The organism is Pseudomonas parafulva NBRC 16636 = DSM 17004 (assembly GCF_000730645.1).
Classification (GTDB): Bacteria; Pseudomonadota; Gammaproteobacteria; order Pseudomonadales; family Pseudomonadaceae; genus Aquipseudomonas; species Aquipseudomonas parafulva.
Window position 1 is genome coordinate 82,020 of record NZ_BBIU01000014.1, and the last position, 21,301, is coordinate 103,320.

The 21,301-nt window shown below is 57.9% G+C and carries 14 protein-coding genes; 7 read left to right on the forward strand and 7 right to left on the reverse strand.

The window, feature by feature from the left end; translation table 11 throughout:
- Positions 1–102: 102 nt before the first annotated feature.
- The 6 genes from PPA02S_RS10945 to PPA02S_RS10970 all read right to left on the reverse strand — a co-directional run bounded on the left by PPA02S_RS10945 (position 103) and on the right by PPA02S_RS10970 (position 8,984).
- Positions 103–2,121: a polysaccharide biosynthesis protein gene (locus tag PPA02S_RS10945; RefSeq protein WP_028634733.1), complete on the reverse strand. Its 2,019-nt coding sequence runs from the start codon at positions 2,119–2,121 to the stop codon at positions 103–105.
- Between the two features lie 102 nt (positions 2,122–2,223).
- Positions 2,224–3,228 carry an MraY family glycosyltransferase gene (locus PPA02S_RS10950; protein WP_028634732.1) on the reverse strand — a complete coding sequence of 335 codons (1,005 nt, stop codon included), beginning with the start codon at positions 3,226–3,228 and terminating at the stop codon, positions 2,224–2,226.
- On the reverse strand, positions 3,225–4,196 hold the full coding sequence (locus PPA02S_RS10955; protein ID WP_028634731.1) for a UDP-glucose 4-epimerase family protein: 972 nt from the start codon (positions 4,194–4,196) through the stop codon (positions 3,225–3,227). Before PPA02S_RS10955 ends, PPA02S_RS10950 begins: the two co-directional genes overlap by 4 nt.
- 232 nt (positions 4,197–4,428) lie before the next feature.
- Positions 4,429–5,805 carry a TolC family outer membrane protein gene (locus tag PPA02S_RS10960; RefSeq protein WP_428829808.1) on the reverse strand — a complete coding sequence of 459 codons (1,377 nt, stop codon included), beginning with the start codon at positions 5,803–5,805 and terminating at the stop codon, positions 4,429–4,431.
- Between the two features lie 35 nt (positions 5,806–5,840).
- Positions 5,841–7,166 (reverse strand): HlyD family type I secretion periplasmic adaptor subunit, encoded by a 1,326-nt coding sequence (locus PPA02S_RS10965; RefSeq protein WP_028634729.1) that lies wholly within the window; start codon positions 7,164–7,166, stop codon positions 5,841–5,843.
- 12 nt (positions 7,167–7,178) lie between these two features.
- The gene (locus PPA02S_RS10970; RefSeq protein ID WP_033728157.1) at positions 7,179–8,984 is read right to left on the reverse strand and encodes a type I secretion system permease/ATPase; all 1,806 of its coding nucleotides are present in this window, start codon (positions 8,982–8,984) and stop codon (positions 7,179–7,181) included.
- A gap of 567 nt (positions 8,985–9,551) precedes the next feature.
- On the opposite strand from PPA02S_RS10970, the gene PPA02S_RS10975 reads away from it, so the two are divergent.
- The 4 genes from PPA02S_RS10975 (at position 9,552) to PPA02S_RS10990 (ending at position 16,939) form a co-directional block, all read left to right on the forward strand.
- Positions 9,552–10,427 (forward strand): hypothetical protein, encoded by an 876-nt coding sequence (locus PPA02S_RS10975; RefSeq protein WP_033728153.1) that lies wholly within the window; start codon positions 9,552–9,554, stop codon positions 10,425–10,427.
- A gap of 17 nt (positions 10,428–10,444) precedes the next feature.
- Positions 10,445–11,905 carry a DUF4214 domain-containing protein gene (locus tag PPA02S_RS10980; protein WP_028634727.1) on the forward strand — a complete coding sequence of 487 codons (1,461 nt, stop codon included), beginning with the start codon at positions 10,445–10,447 and terminating at the stop codon, positions 11,903–11,905.
- Positions 11,906–12,050: 145 nt separating this feature from the next.
- A complete protein-coding gene (locus tag PPA02S_RS10985) occupies positions 12,051–14,522 on the forward strand; it encodes a glycosyltransferase family 2 protein (protein ID WP_028634726.1) in 2,472 nt (823 codons plus the stop codon).
- A complete protein-coding gene (locus tag PPA02S_RS10990) occupies positions 14,522–16,939 on the forward strand; it encodes a glycosyltransferase family 2 protein (protein ID WP_033728139.1) in 2,418 nt (805 codons plus the stop codon). The genes PPA02S_RS10985 and PPA02S_RS10990 overlap by 1 nt, the downstream gene beginning before the upstream one ends.
- 317 nt (positions 16,940–17,256) lie before the next feature.
- Here the strand turns inward: PPA02S_RS10990 and PPA02S_RS23330 are convergent, their stop codons facing one another.
- Positions 17,257–17,508 carry a hypothetical protein gene (locus PPA02S_RS23330; protein WP_245614671.1) on the reverse strand — a complete coding sequence of 84 codons (252 nt, stop codon included), beginning with the start codon at positions 17,506–17,508 and terminating at the stop codon, positions 17,257–17,259.
- Positions 17,509–17,649: 141 nt separating this feature from the next.
- On the opposite strand from PPA02S_RS23330, the gene PPA02S_RS23335 reads away from it, so the two are divergent.
- Genes PPA02S_RS23335 through PPA02S_RS11005 form a run of 3 tightly spaced genes read left to right on the forward strand, consistent with a single transcriptional unit; the run spans position 17,650 to position 21,247 of the window.
- Positions 17,650–18,306 (forward strand): tetratricopeptide repeat protein, encoded by a 657-nt coding sequence (locus PPA02S_RS23335; RefSeq protein WP_245614672.1) that lies wholly within the window; start codon positions 17,650–17,652, stop codon positions 18,304–18,306.
- Complete coding sequence (locus PPA02S_RS11000) at positions 18,306–19,826, forward strand: coiled-coil domain-containing protein (protein ID WP_028634724.1); 1,521 nt, start codon at positions 18,306–18,308, stop codon at positions 19,824–19,826. Before PPA02S_RS23335 ends, PPA02S_RS11000 begins: the two co-directional genes overlap by 1 nt.
- A gap of 14 nt (positions 19,827–19,840) precedes the next feature.
- Complete coding sequence (locus PPA02S_RS11005; protein WP_245614673.1) at positions 19,841–21,247, forward strand: tetratricopeptide repeat protein; 1,407 nt, start codon at positions 19,841–19,843, stop codon at positions 21,245–21,247.
- Positions 21,248–21,301 lie beyond the last annotated feature (54 nt).

Sequence of the window (21,301 nt, forward strand, 5' to 3'; positions counted from 1 at the left end):
GGATGCCTGTTTGAGCTTTCGGCGAGTCTGCGGGCCGCTCACCAGGGGCCCGAACGCATCTCTGACAGGGGTGCGCTTTTAGTCCTACACCCCACGCCGTCTTTATCTGTCCACCGGCCCCTGGCGGCGTTGCAGGTATACCCAGTCCACAATATCGCCCTGTGGTGAATAACCGCTTACCAGCTCCCGCAGCAACTGGCGCACCCGGGTGAAATCATCTTCAGCCACGGCAGCCAACAGCGCCGTCAGGCGTTCGCGCAGCAGCTCCCACGCCACGAAGTCCTCGTTGGCCACCATGATCATCGGGTGAGCGGTGGGCGCCACGTCATCACCGATCAGCAATTCTTCGTACAGCTTCTCGCCTGGGCGCAAGCCGGTGAAGTCGATGGGGATATCCCCCTGGGGGTTGGCGGGGCTGCGTACGCTCAGGCCAGACAGGTGAATCATCTTCTCGGCCAGTTCGACGATGCGTACCGGCTCGCCCATGTCCAGCACGAACACATCACCGCCCTGCCCCATGGCCCCCGCCTGCACCACCAACTGGGCGGCTTCGGGGATGGTCATGAAATAGCGGGTGATCTTGGGGTGGGTCACCGTCAGCGGCCCACCAGCCTTGATCTGCTGGTGGAACAGCGGAATTACCGAGCCCGACGAGCCCAGTACATTGCCGAAGCGCACCATGGTGAAGCGGGTTTTGTTCACCCGGGCAATCTTGTTGCAGTCGCCGTACAGCACCGGGGCAGCTTCGCGGCTGAGCGCCTGCAAAATCAGTTCGGACAGCCGCTTGGTGCTGCCCATCACATTGGTGGGGCGCACGGCTTTGTCGGTGGAGATGAGCACGAAGTTGGCCACACCCGTCTGCAGCGCCGCCTGGGCTGTGCATAGGGTGCCGTAGACGTTGTTGAGGATGCCTTCGGCGATGTTGTGCTCCACCATGGGCACATGCTTGTAGGCGGCGGCGTGGTACACCGTATCTACCCGCCAGGTGCCCATCACATCGGCCAAGTGCTGCTGGTTGCGCACCGAGCCCAGAATAGGCAGCAGCTGCACGGTCAGCGACTCACGGGTAATACGTTGCTCCAGCTCGCTGAGGATGCTGTACAGGTTGAATTCGGCATGGTCCAGCAGCAGCAGGGTCTTGGGCCCAAGGCCGATGATCTGCCGGCACAGCTCGGCGCCTATGGAGCCACCGGCACCGGTGACCAGCACCACCTGCTTGTGCACACAGCGCTCCAGCAGGCCATCCTGGGCGGGCACAGGGTCGCGGCCCAGCAGGTCGGCGATGTCCACGTCCTGGATGTCATCCACTTTCACGCGCCCGGTGGCCAGGTCGGCGAAGGCTGGCACGCTTCGAACATGGAGCGGGTAAGGCTCAAGCAGCGCCAAAATCTCCCGGCGCCTGGCGCGGGTGGCAGATGGCAGCGCCAGTAGCACCTCCTGTGCGCCGGTTTCTTTCAGCATCTGCTCCAGGTGCTTGGGCTTGTACACTTGCAGACCGGAAATCACCCGGTTGGCCAAGTCACCGTCGTCGTCGATGAACGCCACCGGCCGCATCACCCGGCCCATGCGCAGGGCCGCCAGCAGCTGGTTGCCGGCTGTACCGGCACCGTAGATGGCGACCTTGATCATGCCATCGTCACGGTTGGCAAACGGGATCTGGTGGGCACCGGTGAACCAGTCACCCAGAAAGTACTGGCGCATGATCAGGCGCAACCCGCCAATGATGACCATGCTCAGCCACCAGTAGTTGAAGATGATCGAGCGCGGGACCACTTCCTGGTGGTTGCTGTGCCAGTACACCAGCACCGCCAGAATCAGCGCCGACAGGGTAACGGCCTTGATGATGGTGACCAGGGCGTCGTTGCCGAAGTAGCGCATGACAGCGCGGTACATGCCAAACCGGATGAACAGCGGGATGGCAACGCAGGGGGCCGCCATGAACAGCCAGGTGTGTTCGACGATGGGGTTGTACATTTCGTCGACGCCCAGGCGCACGATGAATGACAGCCACAGGGCAAGCCAGATGAGCACTACATCGGTGCACACCTGAATGAGGCGCTTCTGTCGGCGGGACAGGTTGACCAGGTATTGGCGTAGCCTGTCGCTTTTCGCATTGCTCATGGGGCTTTCCTCATGGCAAGAACACCTCGGGTGAAGCCGTTGGGCGCTGCGGTATCAGCAGCGCTGAGAAACGCTGGGTGGCGCCTGTAGTGCTGGAGCATCCTATTCTTTTTCCCCTGCATGGTAGGCGATTGCCAACAGTATCAGAGGCGCATAGGCCACCAAGGTTCCCCATGCCCCATCGAGTTTGAACACCACGACCACGACAGCGACCGGCAGCAGCCAGCCCAGGTTGATGGCCGCCACCGCCAGGCTTACCGGGCGATGGCTGCCGTGACGCCGCGAAGCGTACTGGTAGGCGTGGCTGCGGTGCGCTTCGTAGACCTTCTCGCCGCGCAGCAGGCGCCGGCCGAGGGTGAAGGTGGCGTCGACCACGAATACACCCAAAAGTATTAACCACCCCCAGAATAGTAGCGGGTTTACCCAACCTGCCAGTAACGCCAGCAAACCGAGTGCCATGCCCAGGAAACCGCTGCCGGCGTCCCCCATGAAAATACGCGCCGGGGGGAAGTTCCACATCAGGAAACCAGTCACTGTGGCCGCCAGCAGCAGCGGTAGCCAGGCCGCGCCGGGCGCACCCACCAGCCAGAACAGCAGCGTACCGCCCAGGCACACGCAGATGGCTTCGATACTGGCGATGCCGTCGATGCCGTCCATGAAGTTGTAGAGGTTGAGCAGCCAGACCAGGTACAGCAGGCCCAGCGGTACGCTCAGCCAGAGCGCGTGCAACGGCCACCCGAAGATCTCAATGGGTGGCATGCCCCCCATCCAGGCCAGCCCCCAGGCGGCAGCGGCGAAATGGCCCAGCAGGCGCCAGCGGGCGGCGATATGCCCGTGGTCGTCCATAAAGCCGATGACGGCCACCAAACCGCCCGCCCCCAGCACAGCTACCAGGGCTGACGGGTCTACTGCCCCCCAAAGCGCAAGCCCTAGTGCACCCACCAAAAACGCAACGACGAACGCCAGGCCGCCACCGCGCGGCGTTGGCAGCGTATGCGAGCTACGTGCATTGGGCACGTCCAGCAGGCTGCGAGCCAATGCATAGCGCCGCAGCGCACCGGTCATCAGCCAGGCTGCCAGGCCTGCAATCACAATCAGCCAAATCATCGGTGGTGAGCTTCCAGAAAAGGTCGGGCAGCCAGGGTCAGGCCTTGCTGCAGCGTGTAAGGGGGGTGCCAGCCCAACAGTTCGCGGTTCTTGGTGATGTCCACCTGCAGCGAGCCCAGCAAGCGCTGCGCCAGGTCCCGACGGCCCAGCAGCGACGCGGCAGTTTTCAACAGCGCGGCGGGTACCGGCAGGAGCCTTGCTGGCCGGCCCATCGCTTGGCCCAAGGCCCGCAATAGCTGGCTGAGGGAAACATCGTCGCCATCGCTGGCCAGGAACGTCTGCCCCGCTGCGGCCGGGTGATCGATGCAGGTGGTGATCAGGTCAACCAGGTTTGCCAGCGATACGAGGCTGCGCCGGTTGTGCACCGCGCCCAATGGCAACGGCACACCGCGGTGCACCCAGCGCATCATGCTGAGGAAGTTGGCCTTGACCCCGGGGCCGTACACCAGCACCGGGCGAATCACCACTACCTCCATGCCAGTGCTTGCAGCCAGCGCATGCAGACCTTGCTCGGCTTCGTGCTTGGACACGCCGTAAGCATCCTGGGGCGCAGGCTTGTCATCTGCCCGCAACGGCCTACCTGGCTGGCTGGTTTCACCGTTCACCTTGATGGAGCTGATGAAAATGAAACGGCGCACACCGGCGGCGGCGGCCTGCCGTGCCAGGTTCAGCGTACCTTCCACATTGACCCGGCGAAATTCGGCAAGGCTATCGGTGGCGGTTTCTTGCATGACGTGCACGCGCGCTGCGGCATGCACTACTACATCAACACCTGTAAGCGCTGCAGCCCAGCCAGTAGAGGTGGTCAGATTACTGATACTAACGGGCTCGACACCCGGAGGAAGCGCTGTACAGGCCACGCGCACGGCCGCTCTGATAGCAAAGGCGCCCCGTGCATCCAGCGAGACGCAAAGCGCTCCACCAATAAAGCCGCTGGCGCCAGTGACAAGGGTGGTAAGTCTATCCATGAAAGCTATCTCGGAACCTGCTGCTCACTACGCCTCACTGGCGGGGCGTCGATCGAGGCTAAACCACGCAGTATACATAGGTTGTGTACTGCGCTCGACACAGCCTCTGCAGGAACACAGCCAGTCAGCCACGGCTAATTGAAGGACAGGTGGAGAGTCGATGCGCCGCCAAACTCTCCGCCTACACCAATTACCGGCCTAGAATGCTCGGGGTCGCGCGTGTCTCGTTAACTCAATTACGCGCATCCAGGCTCGCAACGTCTCCACCAGGCAGCATTGCATCAGGCACAGGGCTAAGCCACACGTTAACACTGTCGACACTCTCCTGATTCAGCTCTCCCGCCCAGCGATTAAGCAGAAACAGATTGGTGATGAAGTCGTACTGGGACTTGAGCAGATCACGGCGCGCCTTGAACTCGTTTTGCACTGCAGTCAAAACGTCCACCGCATTCACAACACCAAAGGTAAATGCCTTCTGCGCCGCCAGGCTTGACTTCTGGGCTGAAGACAACGCGTTACGGTTGGCGCTGATTTTCTGAACGCTGGACTGAGCAGTGAGGTAGGCGGTAGTCGTCTCCTTCACAACCTGCCTACGAATACCCTCTGCTTGGACCTCCGCCGCCAGCTGCTGGTCATACAAACCCCGGACCCGAGCGGAAGTGGCTCCCCCGCTATAGATAGGAATTTTTAATCCCAAGCTGGCCACATAGCTGTCGCTACGCGGGGCCTGAGTGTTGTCGTAACCTTGGTCACTTTGCTGAGCACTCAGACTCAAGGCGAGCTGGGGGTAGTGTTCACCCTTGCCTTCACGCACGGCAGCATTCGCCGCTTCGGCATTGCTCTGAGAGGCCTTTAGCATCGGGTTGGTTTCAACAGCCTGAGTAATCCAGCTTTGCAGCGGCCGCGTCGGAGCCTGCAGTGCGACATCATTACGCACCCGGCTGAGCGGCTCGTGGATGGGCCGCCCGACAATTTCGGCCAGCGCCTCGCGACTGACTTGCACTTGGTTGCGCGCATCAACTTCCTGAGCAGCCAAGGCGTCAACCCGCGCCTGCATGTCGAGCTTATCCGTGATTTTTGCCATCTGCCGGTCGAACATCATGCTGACACGGTCCAGGTTTTTCTGCGTGGCGCGGCGCTCTGCCTGAACCAGCGCCAACTCATCATCGGCGGCAAGAGCTACAAAATAACGCTTGGCCAGATCTACAGTCGCCTCCGCCAGGGTGTCCTCAGCCTGCTGACCTTTCTGTGCCTTGACACTCTTGGACTTCTGATAACGCTCCCAGGCCGGCTTGTTGTACAGGTACTGCGTGAGACTCAGGGAGTAAGTTTCATTATTGTAGATATCGCGGGTGGCCTCGTTTTTGCGTAGCACACGGCTTGAGTTGGCATTGGCGGATACCTGTGGCAGCAGCTGCCCCAACGCCTCGCGCTGCTGCGCAGCGGCGGTCCGAGCGTTGGCGTAGGCGGCCAGCACACGAGGGTCTTCAAGGCGCGCTTCGCGGTAAAGTCCGGCAAGGTCCAGGGAATAGGTTGATGCTGAAACGCCCTTGGCCGGCTCGATAGCCATGCCCTTCGACTCAACCGCAGCTGCCTGCATGGCCGCCATACAAATGAGTAAACCAGGTAACAGACGCAGCACGGTTATTCCTCAATCAGCGATTGAGCGAACATGTTGCTCGCCGGTTTCAACAGGTATTCCAGCATCGTGCGCTCACCTGCATTGATCAATACTTCAGCCGGCATGCCCGGCTGTAGCTTGCGGTTGCCGAGCTTCTTCATACCGTCGTCTGAAACCTTTACCCTCACCAAGTAGTAAGGATCGCCCGAGTGCTCATCGGTCAGTCGGTCGGCCGAAATGCGCACAAGGTTGCCTTCGATCACCGGTGTGGTGGCTGCACTGAACGCGCTGAAGCGGACATCTGCGGTTTTACCCAACTTGAGGCGGTCGATGTCCCTGGGATCTACCCTGGCTTCAACGACCAGTTCCGACGCCTCAGGTACGATGTCCAACAGCGGCGTACCCGCACTAACAACACCGCCAATGGTGTGCACTTTCATGTCTAACACCATGCCGCTCTCAGGCGCGCGAATCACCACACGTGACAACCGGTCACGCAACGCCGCTTCCTTCTCTTGAAGGTCGAACACCTTGGCCTGCACGTCAGATAGCTCGCTCGCAACGTCAGAGTCGAATTTCTTTTTTAGCTGCACGATCTGAAGTTCAGTCTCGCCGATTTGCAACCTCGTCTTACTGATAGTTGATTCATGATCAGCAACCTCAGTCTTGAGCATGTCAAGGTGGCGCTCTTGCTCCAATAAGCGCTGATTATCGACGAACCCTTCCGCCAAAAGCTCCCGCAGCTGCTTGATTTCGCCGCTGTACGACTTCTCCAAACCCCGCTTGGTACGGATCATGTCGTTAAGGCCGACTATCTGCTGCTTCATTTGCTCGATACGCTCGCGGTTGACCGAGATCTCACCCTGCAATGACTTGTGGCGGGCTGTGAAGACCTGCAGCTCACCGTTCAGGGCTTCAGTTGCACGGGCGGAATCTGTGCCGTCCATCTTTACTACTGGAATGGCAGCCAAACCGTCGCGCTCAGCGCGGAGCCTAGCCTCTTTGTAACGGGCCACGATCAGCTGATTACGCGTAGACTCGTACTCGGCGCTCAACTGGCTCTCATCCAACACGATCAAGGGATCGCCCTTTTTTACCAAGTCACCGTCTCGGGCATGTAGCTCTTTGACGATTCCACCCTCAAGGTGCTGCACAGTCTTGCGATAGTTTTGGACGGTGACCACTCCCGTGCCGTGCACTGCGTTGCTCAAAGGTGCAAACGCAGCCCATGTACCAAAAATGCCAAACGTAACAAATACAATGACGATGCCGAGACGACGGATAGCCTTATCGGAAGTGGGCATGTCATCGAAGTTGTGATCGAACGTGCTGATCGCTTTACTGCTCATCTGAAAGTCCTTTTAAGCGCCAGTACTGGTCGGTACGACGGGCGCCACGCCAGCAGGTGCCGGGGAAGCTGGTTCGGGTGTGGTGGCCCCCTGGGGCTGGGCACCGGCAGCCTGAGCGACTCGCTGCTGGCCCTTAGCCTGCTGCGCAGCCAACTCAGCGATAACACGGTCCCGCTCGCCATACAGCGAAATGGCTCCCCCTGCCATGACCAGTATGCGGTCCAACCGCGTCAGGATATTAGGGCGATGGGATACGATGAACACCGTGGCACCAGTTTCCTTGAGCTTCTGCAAGGCGACGCCCAAAGCACGCTCGCCGACATCGTCCAGATTGGAATTGGGCTCGTCGAGCACGATCAAACGAGGGTTACCGTAAATGGCCCGCGCCAGCCCAATACGCTGACGTTGGCCTCCGGAGAGGTTGACACCATCCCTACCGATCACAGTGTCATAGCCGTCTGGCAGCATCAAAATCATTTCGTGTACTCCAGCCACCTGTGCAGCCTGCACCACTTTTTCAGGGTCGATCTTGTCGAAGCGTGCGATATTTTCGCTGATACTGCCCTCGAACAACTCGATATCTTGCGGCAGGTAGCCGACATACTGACCCAGCGCTTGCTTGTCCCAGCTGGCGATATCGGCACCGTCCAGACGCACAACTCCATGTTGCGGCGGCCAGATGCCCATCAACGCTCGCACCAGAGTGGACTTGCCTGCTGCACTCGGACCGACAATGCCAACGATAGAGCCAGAGGGCACAACGAAACTCATATTACGAATTACAGGCGCCTTGGCACCCGGCGGAGCTACCACCAAGTTCTCGACCTGAATCTGACCCTCGGGTGCCGGAAGCGGCATACGCTCAGGCTCTTTGCTCAGTTCGTCCAATACCTTGCTCAAACGGTCGTATTGCACCTTTGCAGCAACGAAACCTTTCCAACTACCGATCATCTGATCGATGGGTGCCAATGCTCGCCCTAGCAGCAACGAACCCGCCATTAGCAGGCCGGGGTTGATCTCGTGGGTGACCACCAAGTAAGCACCGATCGCCAGCATGATTGACTGGGACCAGGTACGGAAAGTTTTCGAGAGGGTGCTGACGATCCCACCCTTATCACTGGCCTCAGACTGCATCAACATGATACGACGCTGGCGCTTGGCCCATCGGTTCATGAGCGTCTCGAGCATGCCCATCGACTCAATGACTTCCGCGTTACGCAGCGTTTTGGTTGTCACCACATTCGAAGCGACGTTCTCTTTATTGGCATTTGCCAACGCATTGGCAGTCAGGCGGTGGTTGACAACAGCCAAGGCAGCCAAAACCAGCCCGCACGCTAACGTCATATAACCGAACCAGGGATGGAACAGGAACATGACGACGGTGTAGATAGGAAACCAAGGGGCATCAAAGAAAGCGAACAACCCTGAACCTGTAAAGAACTGGCGCAGCGCAGTAAGGTCGTTCAGCGACTGCGCCGTGGCGTCCGCTCCCCCGCTCGAGAGTGCGCGCTTGAAGCTTGCGCGATAGACATCGCGGCTGAGCATGACATCCAGACGGTTGCTGATACGTACCATGATCCGGGAGCGCACCCACTCGAGGGCACCCATCGTGGCGATCAACACCGTCAGGATCAACGTCAACATCAAAAGGGTTGACGTGCTGCTGGATGGAACCACCCGGCCTGATATCTGGATCATGTAAAAGGTGGGCACCAGCATCAGTGCGTTCACAAAAAAGCTGAAGAAGCCGACCGCCAGAAAGCTACTTTTGCAGGCTTTGAGAGCGGCTTGCAGGTTGTTATCAGATAGAGAACTCATGGTATCCATACTGAGATAGACGAAAACGGCCGCCAGTGTATCACCCGCGTCCAACCACGAGGGCAGCGACGCGCATTTCTGAGCGTACCTGAGCCTGACGCCCAAGTTTGTGAAAACGTACGAGTAAGCCTAGAAGCGCGACGATGCAACCCCGCTCAGCGACAGCACGCCGAAGCACCCATGCAACAAAAACGCTGTCAAATGACAAAAGCGACGGGCGGCATCCTCAAAAGCCAATCCAGCAAATCGACGTAAAATTGTCAAATCTTGTCAAGCTAAATATGCTAAAAATTTACGCCCCTGATTTTTAAGGATTTTTGTTAGAAATCCTAAAACCGAGCAACATCCTGGGTTATCAGCTGCAGAAACGCCAAGACCGTTAAATGAATGATTTTGTTCAATTTATTAATGAAATTTTTTTTACCCTTCTGAGTTGACAACCGTGCCTGCGCATTGCATCTTCACACCTTCGCAGGGAGCCATCACTGGCCATTTGTGTGTATGCACGGGTTTGAGCATGTTAGCTACCAGTGTTTTGTCTAAAAGGAGCTTAACAACCCCATGTCCATGCCTTCGCAACCCCTTGACGGCCTGAAAATCAGCTCTCGTGTTACTTTGCTTGAGCCGGGCATGTTCATCTTCCGGTTTGCTTCGCAACCCCCTGCCGACAAGCCCGTATGTATAGCCCTCCAGCAGGCGCCACTAGGCAAAGGCTCCATTGACTTCTTCCCTGCAGAGGGCGTTAGCAAGAACATGCTGACCAAGCTCGGGGACACCATTGTGGCACGCGTCAAAGGTGGTGTGACCACCCTGCTGATCACCGAATATCACATGTTTGATGACGTGATCGAGCCTGTTGACCTGCGCATTGATCGCATCGACACCTCTCCTGCCATTATGCGCACCTTTGCTGTAGTTACCGGCGATCCAGCGCCTGCGCTGACTGCCAACGCGCACACCCCGCTTAATCTCACAGCCCACCTGCAGCGCAGTGGGGAACTTGTGTCTACCGAAGGCTGGGTAGGTTCGCCAGGCAGCGGAGATTTTATCGAATGCTTCGCCATTGACTGGGTCAATAAACCTGCAGGGGTTGACCTTCTATACACCTGCATGGTGGCCGGATCGGGCCCAAGTCGAAACGTTGCTACCGGTACCTTTGTCGGTTTGCGTGGCGAAGGCCTGCCGTTGATCTGCGCAGGTTTCAGCTTGGTTGGCCCTCAGCGCAAACATTACGAACTTTCAGGCCACATCGTGTTCGGCGACGCTGAGCCGCAGTGCCTTGTAAACAATCAGATGATGCATGGCCCCACAGGCACTGAGCCTCTGGTGGCGCTGCATATTGCCGTTAATCCCGTTACGAAGACGAACGCTGCCCGCTCTAAGTCTCCGTGGGAAAACTCTGCCTTTAAGCAGAAAATCAGCACCGCAAGCCAATCGGCTTGAAGTAACAGGAATACACCATGCAATACGATAACCCCGTATCGTCCGATCAGTTCACCTCCTACCTGAACAGCACCTCGCTGTCGGACAGCACTGTAGCCGCCATCAGCACCCTGCTGGGCCTGAACGCTGAAGGCGCTCAAGTGAACGTTGGCAGCTTTGACGGCGTGAATCTGCAGCTGCCAGCCAGCGGCAACGTCGACGTGGTCACTGGCGCTATTGCTGGCACTCCGGCTGACTTGGTAACCGTCGACCTGTCCGAAGCTGAAGCAGCCGGCGCAAGCGCGTTCATCCTGGAAGGCAACGCTAGCCTGAACGTTAACCTGCAAGGCCAATCTGGTGTTGCTACCCAAGCATTCGCCGCACTGGCCTCGGACATTGCCGTTGCTGCCTCGACCGATAACATCGGCCTGGTACTCGCAACTGGCGCTGGTAATGACGTGATTACCGTAAGCGGTGACCAGAACTCGTTCATCGACGCAGGCGCTGGTAATGACGTTATCACCACCGGCAACGGTAACAACACTGTAATCGCTGGTGCTGGCAACAATGTTGTGAAAACTGGCAGCGGCAACGACACCGTGGTACTGAGCGGCACTGCTCACACCGACGTAGTCGACACTGGTGCTGGCTATGACGTTGTCCAGCTGGACGGTTCGCGTGCTGACTATGACTTCGCCGTCGGTAACAACTTCAATGTCAACCTGACCAGCGCTGCTGCCGGTGTAGGCCAAACTGCATCGATCACCAACGCTGAGTTCCTGACCTTCGTTGATGGCGAAACCGTTGAGACCGTAGCGCTGGCTCACAGCAACGAGGAAGCTGCCGCTCTGCGCCTGTATGAAGGCATCCTGGGCCGTGACGCTGACCTGCAAGGTGCGAAAGACTTTGTTGGTGCAGTGAACGCTGGCGTTTCGCTGACCGACATTGCCAACATCTTCCTGAACTCGAGCGAGTTCAACAGCCCTGTCAACGCTACCGACATCAACGAACTGTACCAAGCTCTGCTGGGTCGTGACGCTGATGCCGACGGCGCTGCTGCTTGGGCTGGCCAGCTGGCTAACGGTTCGCAGTCCCTTGCCGACATCGCTGCCGCTATCGCTACCTCGCAAGAAGCGATCGCTGCCGACCAGTCGAACGGCGACTTCGTCCGCGACCTGTACGAGAACGTACTGGGCCGTGAAGCTGAGGCAGATGGCCTGAATGCTTGGGTAGGCCAGCTGTTCAACGGTGCAAGCCGTGCTGACGTGGCTGCCGCCATCGTTGGTTCTGCCGAGGCTCAGACTAAGGCTGACAGCGACTTCGTTGAAGGCCTGTACCAGTCCGCACTGGGTCGCGCTTCGGATGCAGACGGTAAGGCTGATTGGGTAGCACTGCTGGCTAACGGTGGCACCCATGCAGACGTAGCGCTGGGCATCGTTGGTTCTGACGAAGCTGTTGCTCACATCGACAACGTCGTTGTGCTGCACGGCCAAGTTTAACTAGCCCTGCTGTAGCGATGCGAATCCCCGGCCGAGAGGTTGGGCATTCGCTGAAGGGGGCGACTTTCGGGTCGCCCCTGTTTTTATTTTTTGTAGCCAAGCCAAGCTTATGTCCAGACAACTCGACCATGGGCGAGAAACGCTCATGGACATTTTCCACCGTCATCGTCAGGCCAATGAACCTGGCCCGGCGGCAGCGGCACTCGAACTCGCTTTGCACACACCCGAGTACCGGGCGGAGGCGCTTGTTTGGAAGGGCATCGCGGCATTACCGCAAACACCCGAGCTGGCTTTTATTTATTTTGCCGATGCCGCTCAGGCCCTGCCTGAGCGTGCAGACATCCATGCACTGGTCGGGCGCAGCCTACTGGCGCAAAACCATTTCGAACTCGCCACCCGTTACTTGACAACGGCATGGCAGACACAGCCCAACGACCTGGCCCTGCGCTTGACGCTTTGGCAGGCCCGGAGTAAATCGGAGTCCCCTGCCACACTGCACCGCGCGATTTTGGTTCATTTGCCAGATATTCATACCGGTCAGGAACTGGCGCATGTGCTCAAGCTGCTAGCAGGGTTGGCTGACATCCCGACTAAAGTAGGCGTAGCACAGTATCTACCTGAACAGCAGGTGATCCAGGGTTGGGCGGTTGACTTGCGCAACCTTGAGGCGCCCGTTGCATTGAAGCTCCAGGCCAACGGCATACAAGCCGATACGTCTGCCAGTGCATCGCACCCTTTACTCAGCGCCGCAGGCTTGTCTGGTAGCCATGGCGGCTTCCGCATCAGCGTACCGAACCCCACCGCCGCGGTGCATCTGCATTTTGCCGATGGCACCCCTCTATTAGGCAGTCCGGTTTTCGCAATGCCAGCCTTTACACCTCCCCTACCTGCAGGCGGCGGTGGCCAGCAGCAGCCGGTGGACGTGCTTATTCCGGTGTACAACGGCTTCAACGAGACATTGGAGTGCATAAACAGTGCACTAAATGCCCGTAAGTTCAACCGCACCTCACACCGCCTGGTGGTTATAGACGATGCTTCGCCAGTGCCCGCACTGTCCAAAGCGCTGAAGGTGTTGGCTTCCAAGGGCAAGATCACTCTGGTGACCAATGCCGTGAACCTGGGCTTCATCCGCAGCATTAACCGCGCCATGGCCTTGAGCCCGAACAAGGATGTGGTGTGGCTGAATGCCGATACCCGGGTGCATGGAAATTGGCTGGACAGACTACGCGAAGTCGCTTACAGCGATGCCACCATCGCCTCGGTCACCCCCTTTACCAACAATGGCGAACTGATGAGCTTCCCAATAAGCCGAGTGAGCCACGCCATGCCCAGCGCAAAAGAGCAAGCCGAACTCGATACTCTGGCTAAAAGATGCGACAGCGCACCGGTAGAGATCGAAACGGGCTGCGGATTCTGCCTTTACATAAAGCGCGCAGCTCTGGATGAGGCGGGCTACCTAGACGAGGTGCATCTGGCACGTGGTTATGGCGAAGAAACCGACTGGTGCCTGCGCGCCCGTAACCTGGGTTGGCGACACATGGGCGCCACAAATGTGTTCGTGGCGCATCAAGGAGGCATTTCGTTCGGCGCAGAAAAAACCCTGCGTGTAGCACATAACAATGCCATTTTGCGCAAACGGTACCCGGACGCCCCAGCTCGCTACAACAGATTTTGCTTGCACGACCCTATCAAACCTGCCCGCCAGGCCTTGCAACGCGCCCGGTTGGCCAAGAATGCCATCCGGCCCTGGAATGCCGGCGATGCCTGTTGGCCCAAGCAAAACCAGCGGACTCTGCACCTGCACGGTGGTTCGCATAGTGATGCTCAATTCAACTTGGGCTGGCACTATGACAGCCACCGCAACTGGGTAACGTTACAAGCCCCGCTCCGCCCGCTCCCACTGCAACTGGACTTCGAGCTGCCGGATGAATTCGGCATGCTGATCGACACCCTGCGCAGTTTGCCTGTCGAGAGACTGGTATACGAGCAACTGGCTCGCTGCCCAACCTCCTTATGTGATCTACCCGGTATCTTGGGCATACCGTACCAAATCATTTGCCGCGACGACCGCATGCTGGGGCAAACCGAAGACTACGATTGGCGCGGTTTTATCCAACAAGCGACCAAAGTGGAATTACCTTGGCAAGCACTGATAGGCAGCTACTCAAAGAGCTGCCCCACGGCTGACTGGATAGCCCTGCCCACCAACCAGCACCCAGCGAAAGTGACAACTACGCCCCGGGTATTGCTGATTGGCGACACTCTCTTCAACTCAATCATTGCCCAACGCTGGCTCGAGCTGGCCAGACATATAGCCCGTCAAGGCCTGCCGTTAGTGTTACTGGCAAAGGAGGACACCCCTTGGCTCAAGGCACTTCAGACAACCGGCAGCGTTCACCGGCTGGCCGCCCCAGTGGGTTTTAGCCTTGCAGAGCGCGCTCGTGCAGCAGGTTGCAACGGCGTATTGAGCCTGGATGATGCGCCGGGGGCTGGCTGGCTGGCACCTACCATCGCCGACGAACTCACCATGCCCCTATACGCACCGCCAAGCCCTGTTGCTGAAGAAGCCGGCGCGAACACACTGGCCACTCTCCCTTTAACTCTGAGCCAAGCCTGATGACTCACGACTTGCAGCAAATGCCCCAGGCGGGCCAGCAACCCGTCGCAATTCAAGCCTTTAAAGGCGCCATTCTAGGCCTGCAAGGCGATGTGCTGCAGGGCTGGGCGATTGACACTGCGCAACCGGATCAACGCCCGGTCGTAGAAATTTTTATCGACGGTGCCGGTATTGCATTGGCACGTGCCGACCAATACGAGCCGCAAGCGCCTCAGGGCGATCAATTTCACGGTTTTGCGGTACAACTGCGCGAGAGCTGGCTGGCCGAGGCGAAGGTTATTAGTGCTCGTATCGCCAACCAACCTTTCACCTTGGATGGCACTGTCGTGCTCCCCGCCAGCCCCAGCAAGCAAGCGCCCGCATTTGCCTCGCAGGTGTGGCATACGGGCGGGCTGCGCGTTGCGGGCTGGTCTTGGGACCCGCAGTCGCCAAACCGCCACGTGCAAATCACTGTGCGTGAAGGTGATCAGATAGTCGGCCAAGCCACCTGCAATACCCACCACCAGGCACTGGCATATCGCGCCACCAGTGACCATGGTTTCACGCTCGATCTGCCGTGGGAGCTGGCTGACGGCAAGGTACATGTACTGGACATTGTGAATGACCAGGAGCAACCCCTCGCTGGAAGCCCTATCAGGGTGTGCTGTCGCCCGGAGGGTGCTGTAGGCTTGCTGCGACAACTTGATTCCAGGCACGACCCTGACATATTGGCCCTGCTTAGCGAGATCACCCAGGAGCAAGAGCAACTTCTGGCAAAAAGCTCAGGCTGGCAGCACTACCCAACATGGTTCGAAGCCTTTCAACGGCTTGAAAACCTGGAGCGCCCCGCCGTAAAAGCTAAAGTCGGCCTTTTGCTGATAAGTGAAGGAAATAAGGATGGCGAGCATAAGAGTTTGGCTAGCCTGGAGGGATACCTTGACCAGGTACACCATTTGGTCACAGCACTGTCCAGCGAGCTTATACCAGCCCTTCGACAACTGCTGGCTGAGGGGTGCGACTCCATTCTGCCGCTTGCTGCCGGTGATCGCCTCGCCCCGCATGCCTTGCCACATCTCTGCGCGCTATTGGATGACGGTAGCGACTGGGCTTATGCCGACTGTGACCGCGATGGCCCTGAAGGGGAGCGGAGTGTGCCGTGGTTCAAACCTACGTGGGACCTGGACCTCTTTATAGGAGCTGACATCTTTTCACCAGGTGCCATCTTCAGCGCTCACATTGTTGAACGAGCCTTGTCACTGCTGGAACAAAGCGATGAACCGCTAACCATCGGCTGGCACACCGTTATGGCTGCAATCGCGTTGGCGACCCATTACAACAGCGCCAGTGTGATACACCTGCCGCGGGTGCTCTACCACCGAGCCAATGATACACCCGCCAGCCCAGAGCTGGCAGAGCCATGTGCGCAGAGGCTAAATGCGGCGGAATGGCTGTGTAGAACGCTGGAACCCGGTGCGATTGTCAGTCGCGTGGCGCAGTACCCAGCGCTCCTAAGAGCGCATTGGCCTTTACCAGACGAATTGCCGCGGGTGACCCTGATTGTACCAACCCGCGACCAATACAAATTGCTGCATGAGTGCCTAGAAGGGCTGCTGACCCGTACAGATTATCCCAACCTTGAAATAGTCGTTGTCGATAACCAATCCACCGATCATCAAACCCTTGATTACCTCACCTCGGTGCAAACGCGAGGTGTTAAAGTGATGCGTCATCCCTTCCCATTCAATTATTCAGTAATCAACAATCGTGCCGCGGATGCAGCCACTGGCGATGTGATCGGCCTGATCAATAATGACATTGAAATAATTGAGGGCTGCTGGTTAAAAGAAATGGTCGCTCAACTTATGCGCCCAGGCGTAGGAGCGGTAGGGGCGAAGCTTCTGTGGCCGAATGGCATGGTTCAGCATGGCGGCGTGGTCGTGGGCGTGAACGGTTTGGCTGCTCACACCGGCAATATGCTTGCGGAGCACGACGCGGGCTACTTGGGCAACAACCAGATAACGCGCCGGCAGAGTGCGATCACCGCAGCGTGTATGCTCATGCGCAAAACGGTGTATGACACAGTAGGCGGACTCGATGAAACTGCTTTCCCGGTGGCCTTTAACGATGTGGACCTCTGCTTAAGGCTCCAAGATGAGGGGCTGCATCTGGTGTGGACGCCCTTTGCCAAGCTTATACACGCAGAGTCTGCCAGCCGCGGCAAAGATGCAGCGCCTGAGAAACGAGCACGCGCGTTACGAGAGCAACAAAAGTTCATTGAGCGCTGGACTCTCGCGCATTACAATGATCCGTTTTATAATCCGGCGCTGGCTTTGGATTATTTAACAGGGCCTTACGGTGGATTAGCGATACCTGTCAGCAGCTTTGCTAGACGAAAATCTACCCAGCTTGCTGCTGGCACTTGGGGAAGGAATAGATAGATGTACGGCACGGATGCAAACACCCCCAGTTCGCTCTGCCTGAGCACGGCGTGTGCACTGTTGAGCTCTACCATGCGCTCTGCCTTATTGGGCGCTGCTTTATTTCAATCAGCCTCCACATTGGCACGACTCTACGCTACGGCTAAAACGCAATTTTACCGTCGCGTCAGCCTCGCCCTCACTCACTACGCAATTACATCCCGCCATAGCGTCATTGTACGTGTATCGCCGGGGAAGTCCCGCATGCGCGCGCCGCAGAAACGCAACTGCCATTCTCTGAGGCGGTCGTTAAACCTCCATTCGTTCTCTATCGCAGATTACATGCCATGAATTCCCTCTCTGCACTCGCAGCATCGAGCACCGAAGTAATAGGCCATTTCGATTACATTCTTGACGACCGCGCTTTCGGATGGGCGTTCGCGCCGGCTCATCCGCAAAAACGCCTGACCATTGAAATTGTCGCCAATGGTGAAGTCGTTGCCCAAGGCCTTGCGGAGCAGTTTCGAGAAGACTTGCAAACTGCCGGGATAGGCGATGGTTGCTATCTGTTCGACTTGCAACTCTCCCACGAATTGTTCGATGGCGAGGTGTATAGCTTAACCGCGCGCGTTGCGGACACGGGCGGCACGCTTGGCGGCGATCCCCTACCCTTTGGCCCTGAGCGACGGCAGCCCAGCTATCCTCAGATCCCGCGAGCGCTTGGCCTTAGCATGCTGGCCGAACTGATCAACCAACCCAATTACAGCCGCTTCGCTGGCAACCTGCGCAACTTCGCACAAGCTTATCGGCTGGCCTCACGCCTGCAAGAAACCGGCGAAGTCGCTGAAGCTCAAAGTGCATGGGAAACCATCAACAGTGCACTCGGAGAAAACCCGCTGAGCTACTGCAAACTGGGTGAATGCCTGATGCTGCTGGGCCATGCGGATGAGGCCTTGGCCGCTTTCCGCGTAGCAGCCGGTTGCGACCTGCGCTTGCATTGGGCACACCTGGGCATGGCCAACAGCCTGTTTGCTCTGGGCCAATTCGAACAGGCCGAAGAGGCCCTGCAGATGGCAATTGCCCTGCAACCCAATGACACCATGCTTGCAAAGCGCCTGAAGTACATGCAAGACCACGGCCTGCCCCAGCGTGTTGAGCTGCTACTTAACCAACAGCAGCGCGAAGCCGCTATCGCCCTGCTCAAATCGTTCCTTCTCAAGCGCCCGGACAGCACCCAGGCATGCGCCTTGCTGGGTGACCTGCTGTGCGAGCCTAGTGACAACACCCTGCCTGGCATGACGCAACTGCATGAACTGCGCAAGGCGCAGTGCATTCTTGAAGCCCTGCTGGACGATGTCGAAACCCGGCTGGACGAGACCATTGAGTGATGAAAGAGCTGCTGCGTCACATTCGTGAAAAGAGCGCTGACGGGCTGGACACCTTCCTGATCGTAGGTGCCGGTACTGGCACCCAGCTCAGCGACTGGCGACAGCTAGGTTTTCGTCAGCTGCTGCTGGCCGAGGCCCATCCACGCCTGGCCGAGGAACTGGGCCGCCGCTTGCGTTATGATGAGGGCGAACACCTGTTTGCCGTAGCCATTACCGGCGAAGAACAGCCAACGGCAACGCTGCAAGCGCTGAACAACCTCGCCTACAGCAGCCTCAATCAGGCGGCCGATCTATTTAACTACTACCCCAATCTGCGCCGCGATGAAGCATTGCAGGTTCCAGCACGCAGCCTTGAAGCTTTCTTGGCGGAACATGGCCTGGACAACCAGCAACCCCAGGCATTGCTCATTACCGCACCGGGGCAGGCATTGCAGCTACTTCAAGCTACCCCGGCAGCCGCACTGCACACCTTCAGCTGGGTGATTATCGAATGCAGCAGCGAGCCGCTCTACCAAAATGATGCCAGTGACAGCGAGATAATCGCCTGGATGGAAAGCATTGGCTTCGAGCTGGTCACCGACAACCCGGACGCCATCTTCCCGCAAAGCCAGCTGCTGTTCGAACGCAACGCTACGCGCCTGGCACAGCACCGCCTGCACAGCGAAGTTGCACAGCTGCGCTCGCAGTCTTCGTCTGCTGCTCAAAACAGCCAGCAGCAGCTACAGGAGCTGGAGCAGCAACTGCAGCAACGCGACGCAGCCCTGCTCGAACTGACCGGGCTGGCCAACGAGCAAAAGCAACAGCTCGATGATCTGGCAAGCGATAATGCCCGGCTCTTCTCTGCATGCGAAGCAATGCAAGCCCAACAAGGCGAGCTGCAGCAGGCGCTGCAAGAACAGGCCGCCCAGGCTAACGCCCAGCAGGTGCAAGTTGATGCAATGGGCACTGAGCGCGACCAGCTTGCCAGCGCTTGCGAAGCGCTACGGCAACAGCATGCAGCGTTGACCGCAGCTTACGACCAGCAAGCCAGCCAGATAGGCGACCTGCGAGCAGAGCTTGCCACACTGACTAGCCGCAATAGCGAACTGGCCCTGATCAATGAAACGCTCGAGAACCAACGGGCCGAGCTGGCGGGTGCCTGCCAGATGCAAACGCAACTCGCAGACGAACGCCAGGCCCGCGCTGACGCACTCAGCGCCACGGCCAACGAGCTTGCAAGCGAACGCGATGCTTTGACCAAGGACAACGCAAGGCTCACCGAAACCTGCGAGGCGCAAAACAGATCAGCCGGTGAATACAAAGCGCACCTGAACAAGGTCAGCGAACAGCGTGACCAGTTGCAGAAGGCGCTGGCCGAGCATAAGGATACGTTCGAAGCGAATCAGGGTTATGTGCACACACTTGAGCGCGAAGCAGTCGAGTATCAGCATCGGCAGCGCTTGCTGGAAGAAGAACTGGTCAAGAGCGAAGCCCAGCTCGAGTTGATCAAAGATCTGCTTCTGCGCGAGCCAGGGCTCTGACAATGGGCTTGCCAATGTTTACAGCCATTGCCAACTGGCTGCGCCTTCGTAAGGCTCCACCTGCCAAGCAACAGCCCGCTGCCGAGCCGGTTGTTGTGGAAGATGCCGACGAAGGCCTGGATGCTCTGTTGGTTCCTTATGACGAAAATTTGCTTGAGCGCAGCCGTACGCAATGGCAATTCGGGGACTGGCAAAGCCTTGCTGAGCTGCAACGTGAAACCCTGCAGCATCACCCGGACCGCGCCAAGCTGGCACTGCTGGCTGCCGACGCCCACCAGCAACAGGGCAACATGACCGCCGCGCGCCAGTTCACCCGCCTGGCCCAAGACTGGGGCTGCAGCAAGAAGCTGATCAGCCAGGTGCTCATTGCCGGCGTGCACAATACTCTGGGCCGCGCCACGGCCATTGCTGGCCGCTCGCAACAGGCGCTGGGGCACTTCCAGAGCGCCGTGAAAATTGCCGCGCCCGGTGCAGATGTACGCCTGCTGGTACAAGCCCGCGTGCGCGAGGAACTGGGCCAGCTTGGGCTGCCAGCCCTGGACGCCCAGCAAAAGCCAGGCATAAGCGCCATCCGCCCCGCCACCGAGAGAAGCGCCGTTCAGAAGTTGTCCGAGGATTTGCAGAAGCAGCACGCCGCCTTGAGCGAACAGATTAAGCAACAGAATGCCGAAATGATCAAAGTGCGCCAGTCTCTGGAACGTACGGTGAAGTCGGAGATGCTTAATGCTGCACAGCAGCTGGAAGCATTTATGGGCGTTCAAAACTATCTGAATCACGGCGAGCATTTGCCCGGCATGCACGGGTGGCCAATCAGCCCGGACTTTGCGCTGTACCTGGTCGAGTTGATCGACGGCAATGATTATGACCTGATCCTTGAGTTTGGCTCTGGCACCTCAACAGTGATCATAGCTAAAACCTTGAAAAGGTTGGGACGCCACAGGCAGGGAAAACCAGCCACTTTACAAACAGCATTCGAGCACTTGGAACAATATCACGCTCAAACCCATGCTGATTTGATCCAAGCACATGCAAATGAGAACGTCGATCTTGTTTTAGCACCGCTTGCTCCATTCAAAGCTCCAAATGGAATCACGTATTCTTACTACGACTGTGAGTTAAAGTTGGCAGAGCTTGCAGATAAAATCAAAATCTGTGGCACCGCTGTTAGTTTACTTGTGATAGTCGATGGCCCTCCCGGGTCTACTGGCGTACATGCGCGTTATCCGGCGGTCCCTATGGTTTTGCAGTACTTCCATGACGCAACAATTGATGTAGTGCTCGACGATTACAAGCGAGCTGATGAAAAAGAAGTAGCTCAAATGTGGCTGGAAGAAATAACGAAGCATCATCCGAACGCAAAGTTAATCACAAAAAAAATGGAAAAAGATGCATGCCTAATTTCCACAAGAGTTGTGCACTAAGTTAAACCATACTAATCCAAGCTAGTTACTCTGAGCATATACAGAATTATACAT

Coding starts and splice junctions, on each gene's coding strand:
- PPA02S_RS10980 (WP_028634727.1), top strand. CDS start 10,445: ATGCAATACGATAACCCCGTATCGTCCGATCAGTTCACCTCCTACCTG.
- PPA02S_RS23335 (WP_245614672.1), top strand. CDS start 17,650: ATGCTGGCCGAACTGATCAACCAACCCAATTACAGCCGCTTCGCTGGC.
- PPA02S_RS10985 (WP_028634726.1), top strand. CDS start 12,051: ATGGACATTTTCCACCGTCATCGTCAGGCCAATGAACCTGGCCCGGCG.
- PPA02S_RS10945 (WP_028634733.1), bottom strand. CDS start 2,121: ATGAGCAATGCGAAAAGCGACAGGCTACGCCAATACCTGGTCAACCTG.
- PPA02S_RS10950 (WP_028634732.1), bottom strand. CDS start 3,228: ATGATTTGGCTGATTGTGATTGCAGGCCTGGCAGCCTGGCTGATGACC.
- PPA02S_RS11005 (WP_245614673.1), top strand. CDS start 19,841: ATGTTTACAGCCATTGCCAACTGGCTGCGCCTTCGTAAGGCTCCACCT.
- PPA02S_RS10955 (WP_028634731.1), bottom strand. CDS start 4,196: ATGGATAGACTTACCACCCTTGTCACTGGCGCCAGCGGCTTTATTGGT.
- PPA02S_RS10975 (WP_033728153.1), top strand. CDS start 9,552: ATGCCTTCGCAACCCCTTGACGGCCTGAAAATCAGCTCTCGTGTTACT.
- PPA02S_RS10970 (WP_033728157.1), bottom strand. CDS start 8,984: ATGAGTTCTCTATCTGATAACAACCTGCAAGCCGCTCTCAAAGCCTGC.
- PPA02S_RS11000 (WP_028634724.1), top strand. CDS start 18,306: ATGAAAGAGCTGCTGCGTCACATTCGTGAAAAGAGCGCTGACGGGCTG.
- PPA02S_RS10965 (WP_028634729.1), bottom strand. CDS start 7,166: ATGAGCAGTAAAGCGATCAGCACGTTCGATCACAACTTCGATGACATG.
- PPA02S_RS10990 (WP_033728139.1), top strand. CDS start 14,522: ATGACTCACGACTTGCAGCAAATGCCCCAGGCGGGCCAGCAACCCGTC.
- PPA02S_RS10960 (WP_428829808.1), bottom strand. CDS start 5,805: ATGGCGGCCATGCAGGCAGCTGCGGTTGAGTCGAAGGGCATGGCTATC.